Annotated in this window: 15 protein-coding genes and 1 pseudogene; 7 read left to right on the top strand and 9 right to left on the bottom strand. The window is 67.8% G+C overall.

What is annotated here, in order from left to right; translation table 11 throughout:
- Positions 1-244 precede the first annotated feature (244 nt).
- From ACM6LU_RS38280 to ACM6LU_RS38250, 7 genes and pseudogenes are all read left to right on the top strand, one after another.
- The gene (locus ACM6LU_RS38280; protein WP_414942764.1) at positions 245-691 is read left to right on the top strand and encodes a GNAT family N-acetyltransferase; all 447 of its coding nucleotides are present in this window, start codon (positions 245-247) and stop codon (positions 689-691) included.
- A 363-nt stretch (positions 692-1,054) separates the two neighbouring features.
- Positions 1,055-1,717: a hypothetical protein gene (locus ACM6LU_RS38275; RefSeq protein WP_414942763.1), complete on the top strand. Its 663-nt coding sequence runs from the start codon at positions 1,055-1,057 to the stop codon at positions 1,715-1,717.
- A 632-nt stretch (positions 1,718-2,349) separates the two neighbouring features.
- Positions 2,350-2,532: pseudogene (locus ACM6LU_RS38270) on the top strand (mammalian cell entry protein); the annotation flags it as partial.
- Between the two features lie 239 nt (positions 2,533-2,771).
- Positions 2,772-3,338 (top strand): RNA polymerase sigma factor, encoded by a 567-nt coding sequence (locus ACM6LU_RS38265; protein ID WP_414942762.1) that lies wholly within the window; start codon positions 2,772-2,774, stop codon positions 3,336-3,338.
- Positions 3,331-4,227: a CU044_5270 family protein gene (locus tag ACM6LU_RS38260; RefSeq protein ID WP_414942761.1), complete on the top strand. Its 897-nt coding sequence runs from the start codon at positions 3,331-3,333 to the stop codon at positions 4,225-4,227. The genes ACM6LU_RS38265 and ACM6LU_RS38260 overlap by 8 nt, the downstream gene beginning before the upstream one ends.
- A gap of 307 nt (positions 4,228-4,534) precedes the next feature.
- A complete protein-coding gene (locus ACM6LU_RS38255) occupies positions 4,535-4,771 on the top strand; it encodes a hypothetical protein (RefSeq protein WP_414942760.1) in 237 nt (78 codons plus the stop codon).
- Between the two features lie 1,007 nt (positions 4,772-5,778).
- On the top strand, positions 5,779-6,336 hold the full coding sequence (locus tag ACM6LU_RS38250; protein WP_414942759.1) for a hypothetical protein: 558 nt from the start codon (positions 5,779-5,781) through the stop codon (positions 6,334-6,336).
- Between the two features lie 485 nt (positions 6,337-6,821).
- Here ACM6LU_RS38250 and ACM6LU_RS38245 read toward each other — a convergent pair whose 3' ends face one another.
- From ACM6LU_RS38245 to ACM6LU_RS38205, 9 genes are read right to left on the bottom strand one after another with little or no spacing between them, the layout of a single operon-like run.
- On the bottom strand, positions 6,822-8,285 hold the full coding sequence (locus ACM6LU_RS38245) for a class I adenylate-forming enzyme family protein (RefSeq protein WP_414942758.1): 1,464 nt from the start codon (positions 8,283-8,285) through the stop codon (positions 6,822-6,824).
- Positions 8,282-9,655, bottom strand: a complete 1,374-nt coding sequence (locus ACM6LU_RS38240) for a CoA transferase (RefSeq protein ID WP_414942757.1) — start codon at positions 9,653-9,655, stop codon at positions 8,282-8,284. The genes ACM6LU_RS38245 and ACM6LU_RS38240 overlap by 4 nt, the downstream gene beginning before the upstream one ends.
- A complete protein-coding gene (locus ACM6LU_RS38235; RefSeq protein WP_414942756.1) occupies positions 9,652-10,443 on the bottom strand; it encodes a class I SAM-dependent methyltransferase in 792 nt (263 codons plus the stop codon). The genes ACM6LU_RS38240 and ACM6LU_RS38235 overlap by 4 nt, the downstream gene beginning before the upstream one ends.
- Positions 10,434-11,927 carry a class I adenylate-forming enzyme family protein gene (locus tag ACM6LU_RS38230; protein WP_414942755.1) on the bottom strand — a complete coding sequence of 498 codons (1,494 nt, stop codon included), beginning with the start codon at positions 11,925-11,927 and terminating at the stop codon, positions 10,434-10,436. The genes ACM6LU_RS38235 and ACM6LU_RS38230 overlap by 10 nt, the downstream gene beginning before the upstream one ends.
- Before the next feature lie 10 nt (positions 11,928-11,937).
- Positions 11,938-13,230 (bottom strand): protoporphyrinogen/coproporphyrinogen oxidase, encoded by a 1,293-nt coding sequence (locus tag ACM6LU_RS38225; protein WP_414942754.1) that lies wholly within the window; start codon positions 13,228-13,230, stop codon positions 11,938-11,940.
- Entirely contained in the window at positions 13,227-14,150 is a 924-nt protein-coding gene (locus ACM6LU_RS38220; RefSeq protein WP_414942753.1) for a UbiA family prenyltransferase, read from the bottom strand. The genes ACM6LU_RS38225 and ACM6LU_RS38220 overlap by 4 nt, the downstream gene beginning before the upstream one ends.
- Positions 14,147-14,788 carry a class I SAM-dependent methyltransferase gene (locus tag ACM6LU_RS38215; protein ID WP_414942752.1) on the bottom strand — a complete coding sequence of 214 codons (642 nt, stop codon included), beginning with the start codon at positions 14,786-14,788 and terminating at the stop codon, positions 14,147-14,149. The genes ACM6LU_RS38220 and ACM6LU_RS38215 overlap by 4 nt, the downstream gene beginning before the upstream one ends.
- Positions 14,788-15,909 (bottom strand): DegT/DnrJ/EryC1/StrS family aminotransferase, encoded by a 1,122-nt coding sequence (locus ACM6LU_RS38210; protein WP_414942751.1) that lies wholly within the window; start codon positions 15,907-15,909, stop codon positions 14,788-14,790. Before ACM6LU_RS38210 ends, ACM6LU_RS38215 begins: the two co-directional genes overlap by 1 nt.
- Positions 15,906-16,970, bottom strand: a complete 1,065-nt coding sequence (locus tag ACM6LU_RS38205) for a DegT/DnrJ/EryC1/StrS family aminotransferase (protein WP_414942750.1) — start codon at positions 16,968-16,970, stop codon at positions 15,906-15,908. The genes ACM6LU_RS38210 and ACM6LU_RS38205 overlap by 4 nt, the downstream gene beginning before the upstream one ends.
- Positions 16,971-17,097: the final 127 nt, after the last annotated feature.

Genomic DNA, 17,097 nt, shown 5'->3' with positions numbered 1-17,097 from the left:
GAACCCTCGGAACCCGCCCGCCGACACGACAGTCGGCCAACAACCCTGCCCACACAACGAATTTCGACCAAACCCCGCCACCGCAACAAACTCGCCCTACTCCACAGTCCCATGTGCAAGATCGAGGTTAAGCCCCAGATAGAGCAGCCTCTGCTGCCACCGTACGTGCCTGGCGGCTATCGCTGGCTCGGCCAGCCGTCAGGTTCGAGGCGATGTCGACCTGGCTGTAGGGAAGGATGGAACCATGGTGGAGATTAGCCTCCTGACCGAATCCGACCGGGCCAGCTGGGAAGTGCTGGCCCGTGGTCACCACGCCCACTTCGAGACCGTGGTCGGCGACGACAGCTACGAACAGGCCTGGCAACGCGTGATCGAAGGGGTGCAGGCGCGGGGGACAGCCGCGTGGGTCGACGGCAAGATGGTCGGCATCGCGCACTATGTGTTCCACGCGAGCGTCTGGAAGGCCGGGGGCAGATGCTACCTGGCGGACCTGTACGTGGACCCGGAAGTCCGGCGGCGAGGTGTCGCGACGGCGATGATCAATTGGGTGGCGGGGGACGCCGAGGCGCACGGATTCCCTCGCCTTTACTGGAACACGCTGAAGGACGCCCCGGCTCGCGCGCTGTACGACAAGGTGGCCGACTTCCACCAGGGACTCATCCATTACTCCTACCGGCGCGACAGAAGCTAGCGCCCCGCCCAGCGCGGACCACTGTCGAATCAGAGTCGATTCAGACGCCTGTTTAGTCACAGGCAGCTACTCTCCGAGTCCCCAGGGATTCGTCGTTCACGATCACGACTGGAGAGCGAACTTCCGGCGCGCCCGCGTCTGCCTGCTTTCGCGACCTTCGCCGGAGCAGCGACGGGACGCTTCACGATAGCTTCCACACTCGCGTTGTTGTCAGGTCTCCGACGCGACGTGGTATGGCGTCCCGCGTCACGTTCAGGTTCCGACCCTGACGGTATACTGCCGAAACGACTACGGATAGTGTCCGACCGTCGCTCCTAGTAGGAGGATGTGAGTCGTCGCTTCATGCACTAACTGGGGGTAAGTGTGCCGGTTCAGACTGAGGACGATGCGACGCGAATGCCCCGGTCGGACTATTTTCGCGTCGCCGATCTCGGCGCGGTCCTGGCCGGTGTGGCATCTGGTGCCGCAGGCGCCTACGCCTACTACAGCGACCCGCTGAGGCCACTGGCGCACAGCTTCACCATCTGGATCGTATTGGTCGTCGCCGTGACCGCCGGTGCACCTCGTCGGCGTGCAGCGGTTCGGGCGGCCGGAGCACTGATCGCGGCCGTTCTTGCTTTCTACTGGGGCAAGGCTCTGGTCTATGGCATCAAGTATGCGGGCATGCCGTACCAGATTGACGCGTCAACGACAGTGCTGTGGTGCACACTGGCGATCGCCGGCGGCCTGCTCGCCGGTTTCCTGTTGAGTATGATCGGGCGAACCGATATCCGCGGCACAGTGGCGACCGCGGCGGTAGTCGGACTGTTGGTCGCGGACGTTGTCCGCCAGTCCGGCCGCTCAGGCATCGGCGTCCTACTGCTCGCGACGGTAGTCGCGATCGGCTTCGTGGGCTTTCGAGGGATTCGCTCGCTGCGCCAAGGCATCCAGGTTGCAGCCTACGCAATCCCACTGGGAGGTCTCGGCTTCGTGGTCGTGTCGGCGCCGGACATCCTCGAGGAAGTCCTGATCAGGCTGGGACTCTAGCGCCTGCCGGATTAGGGGCCCGTCGACGACCACCGCCGGGCAGAGGCGGGCCGGAAACCCAAGCCATTTGTGGTGATTCGGCGCGTATGCCCCAGTACCGTAGAGGAACCAGACGGTCACCGGTCGGGTCGTCTTCGAATGGCCGACGCACCGGCACTGATCCCGGTCGGGTCCACCTGACGGGGATCCGACGGCGTCCACGAACCGACTACCGATGAGTTGCTAGCCGACGGTGTCGAGGAACCAGTTGTGGCGTAGGCGGAGTGCGCGTTCGATGCTGGCTTGAACACTCGTGACTGGTGACCAGTCAACTGGAGCTTGCCAGATACAACACCCAATCATGCTGCATCGCGACCGAAGTATCAGGCCGCCGCGATAGAACTCGAGGACAACGATGAATCGCCGATCAGTCAGGCTACAACTGCTCCAACCGACCAGCGGTTTCTCGATAACCGCAGGTCAGCGCCCTGCTTGAAGGTCCACAGTGACGAAACACCGCCCTCCTGACAGATTTGCCGAGGTAGGGCGGTTTTTTCGTTCACCCCACTTTGAGAATCGACGTGGCGAACTGGAGCAAATCTGGGGCACACCGTCTCAGCCACGCCAACTGGGGTCACATCCTCTACTCCAGCGATGTGATCGGACCGGGTAGTTCTGCCCGGGAATCACGCAGCGTGCGGATCGCCACTTCGACGCTCTCCGGCGTCGCCGTCGACACGGTGAACAAGAGCAAAGAAGACCTCGTCGCCGACCTCAAGGCATTGCAGCCGACGCTGCGGAAGCTCGGCGAAGCGGGCTCGGATCTGCCCAAGGCCCGGCCCCGCCGCCGCGGGGACCGGCGGCCCTGCGACGACTGGGGACGCAGCGCTCAGCGGGCTCGCCGGAAGCGATGCCCTGGAGGCCGGGCCGGGCGCCGTCAACGAGCTTGCCGCTGATCTTCTCCTCGAACACCCTTCCACTCACGCTCGCCGGCGGGAAGAAGAAACCCGTCTTCGGTGAAGTAGTGGTGTAAGCAGGCCCCAAACCGGAAGGACCCCATGACAGAGGCGGGTACATGACAGCTGAGGCAGACGTGAGCGGGGTCGGCCTGGGTAGCCAGTTACTTCGGGATCCGGAGTCGTTCACCAAGGTGCACGACCGCTACTTCGCGCTCATCTTTCGGTATGTGGCCGCTCGTCTGGGCGCTCAGGCCGCGGAGGACGTCGCATCCGAAACGTTTCTGGTCGCGTTCGACCGGCGGAGCACGTTCGACGCCGAACGTGGTGACCTGCGAGTCTGGTTGTTCGGCATCGCCACGAACCTGGTGGCCAGGCATCGCCGCCAGGAGGCGCGCCGCTATCGGGCACTGGCTCGGATCGCTCCCACTCCGGACGCCGAGGGACACGAGAGTCGAGTAGTCGCCTCCGTGGCCGCACGGCGACTGGCTCCAGAACTCGCAGTGGCGTTGTCTCGGCTGTCGCCGGGAGAACGTGACGTGCTGCTGCTCGTCGCGATCGGGCAGCTCGGCTATGAGGAAGTGGCCTCGGCGCTCAGCATCTCCTCAGGCACCGTCGGCTCCCGGATCAGCCGGGCCCGCAAGAAGCTCAACACCGTCCTTTCCCCGGAGGTTCACGATGAATGACCTGGACGTACTGCGCACCGCGTTGGTCTGTGACGAGCCGACCCAGGAGGTGATCGACCGCAGTCGGCACCGACTGCAGAACCATTTGCGTGGCGTCTCCACACCCCGCAAGCGGATCGGGTGGCTGGTCGCCGGATCGGGGGTCACCGCGGCCGCGGCCGCCGCCGCGGTGCTCGTCCTTTTGCCTGCCGCCGGGGCCGGCAGCCCCCCGTCGGCGGGGTCACCGGCCCCGGCGGCAGCCAAGACGGTCACCGGCCAGGAGATTCTGCTCGCGGCTGCCACTGTGGCCGAGCACACACCCGAAGGGGCGGGCACGTACTGGCACGTCCACGTCACGACCCCAGCTATCACCTACGAATATTGGGTCAAGGCCGACGGCAAGAAGTGGTTCCGGGGTACGAAGTCCGGCAACCAGGTCATCCCCATGGAGCTAACCCAGGCGAAACCGTTCTCGCTGGTTGGCGTCGATCTGACTCTCGAGCAACTGCGTGGCCTACCCACCAGCCCGGACGCATTGACGGCATGGATTACCGAAGCACTGACACACTCGACCGCGCGTACGAGTGCGGGCCCGTTCACCGCGGCCGACCGGGAAGAGGCAGCATTCCTGTCGCTGATTTCGCTGGCCTCGACACTGCCGGCGCCGCCCGCGGTCCGGGCTGCGGCGTTCCGCGCGCTCGCCTCGTATCCAGGCGTGCGGAGCCTCGGTGACCTACCCGGCGGCCAAGGTCTGCTGCTGCCCGACGGCCGGCGCTTCGTGGTCGACCCGGCTACCGGCAGGGTCAACGGGACGTCAGTGTTCGTCAACATGGAAGGCGGGCTAAACGAGGTAGCCGGCCCACCCGGCGCTAAGATCACCGCCGAATGGATCAACGACCTGCCCGCATAACCGCCGTACGCGAAACAGATCCTCCAGCGGCAACAGAGCCCGATCCGTTTCCGATCGGGCTCAGGGCAAGTGTCGACCTGCGGTCGAACCTCCTTGTCGATAGCGGAGGCAGAACATATTGACCCGATTCATTGAGAAGTAAGGCAAAGGTGACGTAGTGGTCGTGAGTGGCGGTTCGACTTTCAAGCCGAATCGCCACTCACGACTCCCTGGATCGAGCCGGGCGGACGAGCCAGCTCAACCCGCACGACCGCGGCCACGCTACGTTTGCCCTTCCCCTCAATAGGTTGCGGCACGTCCAATGCACGTGGCTGCCGGACCACTGTCCAAGGGCGGACTGCGAGCCATGGTGGAGAAGTACCTGACCGAACACCCGGGTGAAAGCTTCGGCCCGCCAGAATCGGCAAGGGTCTCGGCCGGTCACAACACCCTGGAGAAGCTGGTCGCCGACGGGTACGCGATCAAACCACGCGAGGCACCGAAACGGTTCGCCATCACCCCGAAGACGGCCGACGACGACGCCGAGCCCGCACTGAAAGCCTGACCCCCGCCCGACCTGGCCGCGCGCAGGACCCACCCCGTACCAGGGTCGCCGGTCCTGCGCGTGGACTCTTCTCGCAATACCTGTCACGCACCGTTCGGCGAATGGCCCACGCCGAATGACGGCGGGTGCCAGCGATGCCCGCACCATTCACCCTGCCCACGGAATCGTGCCCCCCGATGTCAGGCCATCAGCGGCGGGCACCGGAGCAGGGCACGATTGGCGTTCGCTCCTCGCCTCCCGGCGTCGATGAGCTTGGGGGATACCGCAGGAGGCGCGATCGCGCGGGAAGAACGACCGGGCCGGGGCGCCAACTGGATCAACACGCTGTCGGCACCGCCCGGCTTGTTCGCGGGGACCGGGACATCGATCGGCCAGTCTCCGTTACAGCGCGGAGTCGAACTCGCGGTGTCGAGATAGTTGGACCCCGCGTAGGAATAACCGTAGACAGATCGGCCACACCCGACGGCGTGCGGAGTTCCTTCGAGAAGCACCGTCCGGTTGGTGAAGGTGGCGGTGCCCGCTCGATCCGTTCCCACGGACCAGCATCGACCTCCCATGGACGCCGCTCCCCCACCCAGCCCACTCCTCACCGAAGATCGACCGGAAACGGCATCCAACCATACCCATGATCATGGAGCCCTTACTGCGCACGATCAGGTGATGAAGGCCGAACCCACGTTCAGCTCGGTAGCGACTGAGCGGGGCCGATCGGGTGCGAGGCGCAGGCGTTCGTGTGGTCGCCGCATCGTCGACTTGCGGAACAGGCTCGGCAGAACGCATTGTTTCGACTGAAACACCCGCCCCGGTGATAAATTGTTTCGCGATCATTGGTGCCACCGAAACGAGAAAGTCCTGAACCGAATTTAAATTGACGTATGGACCTCCCGGCATGGAGGGTAGGGGTTTTGTTTCCGTGCCGCTTGGAGCGCCAGCCGCCGATACACCGTATACCGGCGTGCCGTATCTCGACGGAGACGACCGGATGACGAAAGGATCATGGCATCCCCATGTTGACTGCCAGATTGCTCGCTGCGGCCTGCCTTGCCGTCGGCGCGATCACCGGGATCACGCCCGCGGCGGCCGGCGCCGCGGCGCTCCCCGCCGCCGACCCGCAACCGCTGACCTTCGCGTGCCCGGTGGGCACTCAGGCCACCCGTTTCAACCCAGGATTCAATGTCGAACTGCGCGACGTGGCCTTCGACGGCACCGGCACCTTCGGTGGCTGTGTCGGCGTGCTGCCAGACCCCCGCCTGCCAGTCACCGGCAACTCCACGGTCAGCGGCCGGGGCCTGTTCTCCTGTCTGGTGCCGGGGGCCGGGTCAGGCACCTTCCGGATCAACTGGAACACCGGCCGGTTCAGCACCATTCAAATCACCTTCGTTACCGCCCGGCCCAACGGCAACAACGTCGTCATCCAGCAGGGTACGGTGACCGGTGGACTGTTCCAGGGTTACGCCTTCCGTCAAGTGATCGTCCTGGCGACCACTGACGTCCTGGCCTGCTACACCGAACAAGGAGTCAAAGCCACCGCCGGCCCGAGCGATCTGCTGTTCACCAAGATCTGATCGAACCGGGATACGGGCAGGTGCAACGCCCACATCCCCGCCCGACGGTAGGCAGCGGAGGACTTCCAGGCACGATCGGCTGCCGACAACGACGTCACGACGAGCATTGATGACGCGGTACGACAACTAGCCCGGCAGACGACAGAGACAGCTGTCAGCCATACGTTGTCCTGCTCACTGGGGCCCGTCAGCGCATCGTTTGCAGTATCGAGCAGAGGTTGAACAAGATCTTCTACAATGGGTAGTTTCAACTGGCGAGGCCACCGCCTCTAGTCTGGCAACACTTTGCTGAACGCTTCGACCGACTTGGAGCGTGTCCTACGTCGTGATCGCTCGCTTGTGAGCGATCACCTTGACCGTGGTTGATCGGTTGTCGTTGCGGCTGGTGCCGGACGAGTTGTGGGTGCCGGTGTTTGTGCCGCGTCCGCAGGGCGGTGGCAGGATCCCGGTGGATGCTCGTGCGGTGCTCACGGCGATCGTAGATTTCACTGACCGCATCGGCGGGCCGCGAGCCGGGTCAGGGTGCGGTAGCAGACCTTGCCGGTGCGGCCAATCGGAAGTTCGGGAAGGACGACGAGGAACTCCGGCAGTTTGGGGGTGGCGACACCGCGGGCGGCGAGGAAGGCGGTGAGTTCGGACAGCGACGGCGGATGTCCATTCCGGACGGTCACACTGGCGCAGAGCCGTTCGCCCAGTTCGGTGTCCGGCACCGGGACGCAGGCGACCTCCTTGACCGCGGGATGGTCACCGATCGCGCGCTCCACCTCGGCCGGGCTGATCGTGTACCCACCGCGGATCACCACCCGTTTGCGCCTGCCGGTCACCTGCAACCGGCCCAGGTCGTCGAACCGGCCGTTGTCGCCCGACCGCACCCAGCCGCCGTCGAGCCGGTATGCCGCGTCCAGTTCCGGTGCTGCGACGTAGCACAGCGGGGTCATCGGACCTCGTGCGCAGATCTCGCCGTCGCTGATGCGAATCTCGCAGACCGCGGGATCCGGCACGCCGACACCGTTCTCGGGCGTCGTCGTATGGCAGTTGACGCCGTCGGACGAGCCGTAGATGTCGATCATCGGAACGCTGAACCGCTCGCGACAGGCGGCGAGCGTGGACGGCGGCAGAGTGTCACCGCTCGACACGATGGCCGCGAGCCCGCCGGTGTCCACCTCGGCGGGGTGCTCGACCATGCGCCGCCACATGGTGGGTACGGCGAACACGTGGGTGGGGCGGTGCTCGCTGATCGACCGCAGCGCCGCGCCCGGCTCGAACCAGCGCGTCACGATCAGCGTGCCGCCGAGGCAGCACAGCGTCACCGGCACCCCGAACGAGCCGAAGCCCGACGTCGGCTGGACCAGGACCAGATCACGAGGCACCGAGGTCGTGCCATGGACGGCGCGGAGATAGTTGGCCCGGCCGCCGGCGAAGGCGTTGTGCGAGTAGGCGACCATCTTCGGCTCCGACTCCGAGCCGGACGACACCAGGATCCGCGCTGGAGCCTCCGGATGGGGACGACCGGAACCGGCCCCGCGACGAAATTTCGCCGCACCCGCTATCCGCCCGTTCCCGATGACGAACCGCACCCCCGCGCGGTCGAGAAGCTCGTCCGACCCCGGTGGTACCGGCAAGACCACGGCGCCGACCGCGAGTACGGCCAGCTCGGCGAGCACGGCGGCACGTCCCGCAGGCTCTCGCACCCCGACGATGTCCGCCGGGCCGCATCCGGCGGCCTCCAGCCGGGCGGCCAGCTCCCGCACCGCGGCGTCCAGCACCAGGTAGGTGAGCGTTCCCTCGTCGTCGATCACCGCCGGGCGAGTTGGCTGCTCGCGCACCCGGTCGCGGAACAACGAGTACAGGTCCCGGTCCGGGCAGTGTCCACTCCGGACCCATTCACGGCGCAGTGCGGCGGGCACGAGATCGCGCAGGACCACCCCGGTCGCGGATATCCAGGTCATGCGGTGAACTTCCACGGCGAGGCGACGAGAACGCACTCGTCCCGGACGAGCGCGGGTGAGAAGCGGGGATCCGCGGCGAGCGCGGCGAGGTCCTCGCATACCGGGACGGTCAACGGCCGGGTGCAGCGCCGCCGAGCGCCCGCGTTGAGCAGGCAAGCCGCGGACAGGAGCGACGAGTCGACGCGCGTGGCACCACGGGCCAGCGCGGTCACGATCCCATGTGCGGCCACGACGCCGCCGAACACGTCGACGATCGTCATCAGCGACGGCGGTACGCCCGCGTGGGCCTGCACGACGAAATCGGTGCCCACCGGAGGTTTCGGTCCCAGTTCGGTGCCCCAGCCCGACGCTTGGGCGTACACGATCCCCGGTCGGGCGCGCGCCAGGTCATGCGCACCCAACGACCACTGCTCCGCCTTGCCCGGCGCCCAGTTGTGCAGGAACACATCGGCCCCGTTGGCGACCTCGAGCAGTTGCCGCCTGCCACCCGAGGTACTCAGGTCGAGCTCGATGACTTCCTTGCCCTGGTTGAGCGCGCGAAACCTGGACGAGGTGTCACCGGCGATCGGTGGCACCCACCGCAGCGGGTCACCACCCGGTGGCTCGACCCGCAGCACCGTCGCGCCGAGAAGCCGCAGCAGATGCCCTGCCATGGGCCCCTGCACCCGGCGGCAGGATTCGAGAACCACCAAGCCGCACAACGGAAGCGGCTCAGTCGGCCGGACGGGCCGGTGCCCGCGTCCGTTCCCGCTCACGACGAAGGCTGGCAACCCGTCGAGCGCCCGGTCCGCCACCCGCACCAGCGTCATGCCCGTGCGGACGGCGGCCCGTTCGAGCGAGGCGATCGGCAGGGTGGCGAGTACTTCCGGTAACTGCGGCGGCAGTGGGCAGGTCGCGGTCGCGAACCTGTGCATGAACGGCCGCCAGCCGCTCGAAATCGCCCCCTCGGCGGCGCCGAGGGCGGTCCAGAATCGTTGCCACACCGCGGGATCGAGGGTCTCCACCTCGAACGCGACACCGTCGGCCGAGCGAAACGGCGGGCCGCCGGGGAGGAACGGTTCCTGGTGGTCGTCCACGGTGGTCGCCGCCGCGAGGTACTGGGAGATCGCCAGCAAAGCGGCCTGTGCCAGCGAAGTCGAGACGGCACGCAGAGGGATTCCCCGGTTCCTGGCCAGGCTCAGCGCGGTGTGGCCCGTTTCGGCGAGTTCGGCCGCGAGAAGGGACGCATAGTCGAGGCCGAGCGGGGTCGGTGCACCGAATCTCCGGCCGTGTACGTGCATGAGCCCGCAGGCGGCCTGCACGTCGAGTTCACCGGCCAGCGAAAGGCCGACCGGGCCCGCCACGGTCACGGTGTCCGGTGCGGTGATCATTCGGGACACCGTCCGTGCACGGAGTACACGACACACGACGATGCCCGGAATCGCGGATCGGCCAGTACCGCGCGCACCTCGGCGAGGTCACCGTCGGTCATGCCCGCCGCGAGCAGCCGGTCCCGCAGATGACGGGTGTGGTGGATCAGCAGCCGCACGCCGGGCGAGCCTGCCTGCCACGGGAAGAGCAGCGGCACCGGGTCGACGTCGACCAGGCCCGCGGCGACCATGGACGCGGCCACGCGACGGCCCCAGGTGCCGTCCCCGCCCGCGGCCTTGAACGTCCTTTCCTTGGCGGTCAGAAACGCCTCGTAGAGACTCGCCGCCCGTGCGTCCGGCGCCAGCAGCACCGGACCGTAGGAGAGGTCGAACTCGTCGATCTGCATCCAGCCACCCGGTTTCAAGGCACGCGCCAGCTTGCGGAGCACGGCCTCCCGCTCGGGCAGATGCTGCAGCACCAGCCGGGCGTGGATGAGGTCGAATTCCCTACTTGGCAACGGATCGTGGACGACGTCGTGCCGCAGGACGGTCAGGCCCGGCCCGGGTGCGATGTGGTCGGGTTTGATGTCGGTCGCCAGTACCGACCCGGTCGGTGCCACCTTCGCGGCGAGCCAATGCGCGACGCCGCTGCCACCCGCACCGACTTCGAGACAGGACCACCCGGCCCCGACGCCGGTCTGCGCCAGCCGCGCGAGAGTGATCGGATCGTACGCCTCGGAGAGGCACCGATGCTGCTCAGTGGCGTGTCCACTGTGGTTGTCGAACACGTAGGCCGTTGTCACGTCCACCTTCCCGATCCGTTCGTGTCGGCCGTCCCGGTGAGCCGCGCCAGCAGTTCCCTACGCCGTACCTTTCCGGTCCCGGTTCTCGGTACGTCGTCCCACGAGAGCACCACCGGCTCCCCCATCGGTGGCAGGCCGAGCACCGCGGCCCGCCACTGTGCCGGATCCAGCCCGGTGTCGGTCACCACGACCGGGATCGGCTCCCGGCCCGCCGCGGAAAGCACCACGCACTCGGCGATGGCGGGAAGACGGTCCTCGACCGTGTCCTCCACCGCCAGGCAGCTCACCCCGGGAACGGTGTCGACCTCGCGGTCCAGCAGCGTCACCGCACCGGTCCGGCTCACCGCACCGAGGTCGCCGGTGTTCCACCACGGTCCGGAAACCTTGGCTTCCCAGCGGTCTTGCTCACCCACATAGCCCACGCAGCGGGCGCGGGTACGTGCCAGCAGCAGCCCGGCCGTGCCGTGCGGCACCGGCTCGGCGGTCTCCGGGTCGACGACCCGGAGCTTCGCGAGGCCGGGCAACGGCCTGCCGAGGTCACGCGTCGCGCGTACGGAACGCCGTGTGAAGAACCGGAACGAGAGCGGTCCCGTCTCCGTCTGCCCCCAGCCCTGCATCCACAGTGGACGCCGGCGGTCGGTGGCGCGCAGCATCGTCCTGATCACCGGTGGATGCACGGCGTCGTAGGTGCTGACGAACCTCCGTACCCGGCGGAACGGGTTGGCCGGGGTGTTCACGAGTGGGCGCCAGCGCACGAACGCCGAGGGAAGGGCCTCGACGACGGTCGGCCGATGCCGCCCGAACACCTCGGCCGCCGAAGCGTGCTCACTCAGTATCACCAGTTCGCGTGGCGCGAGGCATACCGCCGAGGCCGTCCAGCAGAACGTGCGGCCATGCGCATACGCGCTGGCGTTGCCCAGTACATCGTCGCGCCGGACGCCGAGCACGGGCCAGCGCACCGATTCCGGCCGGGCCAGCCGGTCGATGATCGTCCTGGTCGTGTGCACCACCAGCTTCGGGGTGCCGGTCGTTCCCGAAGTGTGGCAGATAATCAACGGTTCGTCGTCGTGCCTTCGGTAGGGCGACGGCGGCCGGGCGGCGGCGAAATCGTCGATGAGCAGGACCCGGTCCGCTCGCAGCGACCGGCGATCGGTGACCAGCAGCGCGGCATCCAGGCGCTTCACCAGGACTTCCAGCGTCTCGTCCGGAAGGTGGCCGGACAGCTTCGCCGCGACCGCGCCGATCCGCACCGCGGCGCAAGCCAGCAGGTCGTAGTCCCAGTGGTTGTGTTTGACGATGGCGACGCGGTCTCCAGGCCGTACACCGGCTTCGTGCAACCAGCCCGCCGCGTCCCGTACCAGCTCGGCCAGTTGAGCGACCGTGTAGGTGGTACCGCGCGCGGGAGCGAGATCGAACGGCCGGTCCAGGTGCACGGTCGTCCGGAGGTGCGCGCATTCGTCGAACAACGTTCCCATGTCGTGTGGTTTCATCGGGTCCTTCTCATCGGCCACTGGGGTGCACGGCGAGGCGGGCGAGGCGCTGCGCGGCGCGCAGCCCGGAGCGGACCGCCGCCTCACTGCACGGACTCAGGAACACCCAGTCGCCCGCGTAGTCGACGGCACCGCCACCGAGACCCGCCTCGAAGGAAGCACGCAAAGCGAGCGCGCGGGGCGTCACCTCGGGTGCCGCGTGCCGCACCCGCCGGACGATCGCGCGACGCGTCGCCGCTCGCAGGCCCGGAACGAGACGCTCGCCGGCGTCGGTCAAGCGGACGGCCACCTCCTCGTCGGGGGCGGCCAGCAGGTCCGGTAGCACGGCCGGATGGGCCATGAGCGTGACCAGGCCCCGTCCGGACGGCGCGCGTCCGGGGTGTTTGAGATGGTCGAAGATGACCGTGGAGACGGTGCCGTTCTCCGCGGTCGGCACCAGCAGGGCGTAGTCGGGACCACCGAGAGGGCGGTCGAGCAGCAGGTGCGCCTTGACCACCGGGGTGAACGAGCACGCGCCGAGGAACTCGGATCCGTGCCGCGGGTACAGCTCGGCCGCGACCGGGGCGGGTACCGCCAGGACGACCGCCCTGGCACTGATTTCCTGCGTACCGCTGATGATGCGAGCCGTGCCACCGTCATCGACGACTTGATCGACGCGGAACCCGGTGCGGACGTCCACTCGCTCGGCGAGGGCACGGGCGAAAGTGTCCATGCCGTCGCGGTACGCCCGCCAGGTTCGTGGCGAGCCCACCGAGGTGAGCAGGGCGAGCAGTGGTGCGGCCGCCGAACGCGCCGGATTCCAGCCGAAGAAGCCCGAAACGACCGGCTGCAGCAGGTAGTCCAGCAAATCCGGATGGTGCGGCGCGGCGAACTCCGCGACGGTGCGGTCACCGAGCCGGGAGAGCTCCGGACGTTCGGTGTCGAAACTCCCCCGGATCACCCGCGCCCCGTCCAGCCGGGCCCGGAGGGACAACCCCGCTCCGGTGAGCAACCCTCGCGGCTGCGCGACGCCGGGCCGGGCCCTGCCGTGCCACATCGCGATGCCGCGGCCGATTCTGGGCGCGGCGGTGGCGTCGATGCCCAGTTCCGCCAGCAGCCGCCACGTCGCCGGATACCCCCGCTCGGCCAGCTGCTCGGCGCAGGTGTCGATCAGATAGCCGTCCTCGCGCACCGTCGTCATCCGGCCACCGACCACGTCGGCCGCCTCGAACACTCGCACTTCGCGCCCCGACCCGCCCAGCCGGTACGCGGTGGTGAGCCCGGCGACGCCCGCGCCCACCACCGCCACGTCGACGTCGGTCATGTGCTCACCGCCAGGTTCACCACGACCAGCGTCAGGACGGTGATCCGGTGGATCCGGATGCCGAGCATCCGTGCCCGCATGATGTCGCCCAGCGCGAACCCGAGCCACACCTGCCGCATCCGCGACCCGATCGTGGGAAGCAGCGCGAAGGGGAACCACAAGGGACCACCGAGCGCGGGCACGGCGACGATCAGCGCGAATTCGGCCGCCGACACGGCGATGACGAAGAACATGTTGCCGCGCGGAGAAGTCAGGGCCGCGACCGTCGGTCTGCCGACCCGACGATCACCGTCGACGTCGTTGGTGTTGGAGTAGACGCCGAACAGCAGCGGTCCCAGCCCGAAGAGCAAGGCCTGCGCGAGCGCGAACCCGGTGAACTCACCGGTGGCGAGGCCGTAGGGCGCCAGCACCAGCGCCCAGCCGAGCGCCGCGATGAAGAACTCCTGGAAGCCGTGGTAACTGAGCTTCACGCCCCAGGAGTACTGCAACGAGAAGAAATAGGTGACCACGATCAGCAGGACGGTCCACGCGGGCCGGTGTGGTGCCAGCATGATGGCCGTGAGCCAGAGTGCCGCCCCGATGACCGCGGTCACCCACGCGAACCGCAGCACCTGAGCCTCGCCGAGGGTGCCCGCGACCAGGGGTTTGCGATACCGTTTGCGCTGGGGATCGTCCGGCGAGTAGTTCGTGATGTCGCTGCCGTCACGGTATCCGGTGAGGTCGTCCAGCGCGACCATCGCCGCGATCACGAAGACCTCGCCGAGCAGGAACACGCCGATCGCCAAGAGGACGCCGGGATCGAACCTCGACATCGGTACGAGCAGCGTCCACACCACGGCCACACCGAGGTAGTAGTCGACGATGTCCAGTTTCGCGAGCCTGAAATACGCCTTGCCGCGAGTGACGGCCAAGGTCGTCATCGCGGATCGTCCAAGGCGATCAGCGCCACGAACGACCGGTCGCCGCCGTAAAGCAGTTCCCGTCGTTCCAGCAACCGGGCGCCGGGAAGCAAGGCCAGGTAGTCCTCCAGGGTCCGCAACCGGGAGAACCTCCCGACCGGGATGTCGGCCTCCTCGTATTCGACGAGAACGAGATGACGTGCCGCCGCGGCGATCGCCCGGCACGCTTCGGCGATCTCGTCGTCGTCCAGCACGTGCATCAGGACCCATACGCAGACGGCGACGTCGAATCGCTTGTCCTTCCAGGGAAGCCGCTGGACCGCCGCATGCCGGAAGTCCACATGGGACAGCTGGGCGCACTTCTCCCTGGCCAGCGCGAGCATGCGCGGGGTCAGGTCGATCGCGGTCACCGTACGCGCTCGCGCCGCGATCGAGGGGGTGAGCCTGCCCATCCCGCATCCGATCTCCAGCGCGGCCTCGACCTCGCCGAGGGACCGCAGAAGGCCGGTGACCAGGCGAATGGTGCGGTCGGTCGTCTCGGCCGCGAGTGCGGCCGGCTGGGAGGCACGCATGACACGCGCCAGCCCGGGACGCTCGGCACGCCTGCGCCACTCGTCGGCGACCTCGCTCGGTGCGGGCGTCCGGGTGACCTGCTGCATCACGACTCCTTCGCGAATTCGCACACCGCGTCCGCGATGCGTTCGACCTGCTGATCCGTCAGATGGGGGTAGATCGGGATGGCGAGTGCCCGCCGCGCGGCGAGTTCCGCCGACGGCCATGCGTCACCTGGCCGGGCGTAGGGCGCGAAGGCAGGCTGCCGGGGCAGCGGATTCCGGTAGTAGACATGCGAACCGATGTCCCGTGCCGCCAGGAACGCACGCAGTTCGTCCCTGCGCTCGCTGAGCAGTGAATAGACGTAGTAGCAACGCCCGTCGCGTGCCGGAGGCGGCGCGAGCACGCCGCACCCGGTCAACTCGCTGAATCGTCCGGTGTAATACTCGCCGATGCGGGCCCGGCGTTCGAGCCGCTGCGGCAGGGTCGGGAACCGGTGCAGCTGGAACGCCGCCATGATCTCGTCGAAGCGGCTGTTGTAACCGATGCGGTGATACCGGAACCGGGTCTTGCCGTCCTGGCCGTGATTGCGCAGCATCCGCACCGCCGACCCGAGTTCGCGGTCACCGGTGACGACCATGCCGCCTTCACCTGGCATACCGAACGTCTTGACCTGGACGAACGAGTAGACCCCCGCGTCGCCCCAACGCCCGGCAGGCGTACCCGCCAGCATTCCTCCCTGCGCGACCGCCGAGTCCTCCAGCAGCCGTACGCCCGCGCCGTCGGCGATCCGGCGCAAGGCAGGCATGTCCGCCATGACCGAGAACATGTGCGCCGGCATGATCACCTTGGTGCGCGGGGTGATCAGCCGGGCGACCGCGCCGGGATCGACGACCATGGACCACGGGTCGATATCGGCGAAGACCGGTGTCGCGCCAGCCAGCGCCGGTGCGGCCGCGAGCGGAGCGCAGCCGAAGGCGGGCACGATCACCTCGTCCCCGGCGCCGACGTCCATCGCGCGCAGCACCAGCTGAAGGGCCGAGGTGCCGCTGCCGCACGCGATCGCGTCGGCGGCGCCGATCGAATCCCGGATGGCCGCCTCGAACCGGGCCGTGTACTCGCCGAGGATGAACTTCTGCTCCGGCGCGAGACCGACGCGCTCGACGATGTCCAACAGTGCCGCTCGGTCGTCCTCGAACAAATCCGGCGGGAAGAACGGAAGTGTCATGCCCGCCGCCCGTGATAGAAATCGCCGATCGAGGCACAGACCTGGTCGACATCGCCGGTCGACATATCCGGATACAACGGCAGAGCGAGGGTGTGGCGGCACGCGTTCTCGGCATTCGGGAAATCACCCTCCCGATATCCGAGTCCGGCGAAGCAGGGCTGCAGGTGGAGCGGCGTCGGGTAATAGACCTCGGTCTGCACGCCCTTCGCCGACAAATGCGCCGCCAAGTCGTCCCGCGAGTCGACTTCGACCACATAGACGTAGAACACGCTGTCCGGCCGCGGCACCGGCGTCTTGCGCACGCCCGCCACGTCCGCGAGCGATTCCGCGTACCGGGCGGCCAGGCTCGCGCGGCGGGCGATGTCGCTGTCCAGCCTGGTGAGTTTCGCCAGCAGGACCGCGGCCTGGATGTCGTCCATCTTGCTGTTCACCCCTGGCAGGCCCGTCGTGGTGGAGATGGCGGGGAAGTCGCCGAGCGGGGCGCCGAACCGACCGTGATGGCGAAGCGCGTCGACGTTCTCGGCGATCCCCGGGTCGTCGGTGACGACAGCGCCCGCGTCCCCGATCGCGCCCAGCGTCTTCGTCGGGAAGAACGACAGCACCCCACCGGCGCCGAACAATCCCGCGTGGGTGCCGCGACGGCGCATGCCGATGGCCTCCGCGCTGTCCTCGACCACGGTGAGGCCGAGCCGCCGAGCCTCGCCGAGGACCCCGTCGATGTCCGCGAGCTGCGAGAACAGGTGCGTCGGCATGATGAACCGCGTGCGTTCGCCGACCACCCCGGCCACTGTGGCTGGGTCGATCCCGTACCCGTCCTGTTCGATATCGGCGAAGACCGGCTGTCCGCCCGCGAGCACCACCGAGGTCGCCGAAGCCCCGAAGGAGAACGCGGGAACGACCACCTCTTCGCCCGGCCTCAGTCCCGCCGCCCGCAGTAGCAGGACCAGCGCGTCCGTTCCGCTGTTCACCCCGATGACGAATCGCGCACCCGTGTAGGCGGTGAGGGCGGCCTCGAGTTCGGCCACCTTGCGGCCATGCGAATACTTGCCATTTTCCAGCACGTCGAGAATATGGCGCCTAGTGGTGGCCCACAGTTGCGCGAATGTGGTCGATTGGTCGTAGAAAGACACCGCCAGCGTACCCACCTCCGGGGGGACAGGAACCGTTCCCGAGCGTAGGACAGTTAAT

Source organism: Amycolatopsis sp. cmx-11-51, from assembly GCF_047608665.1.
Classification (GTDB): Bacteria; Actinomycetota; Actinomycetes; order Mycobacteriales; family Pseudonocardiaceae; genus Amycolatopsis.
This window is presented reverse-complemented; position numbering and strand designations above follow the sequence as displayed.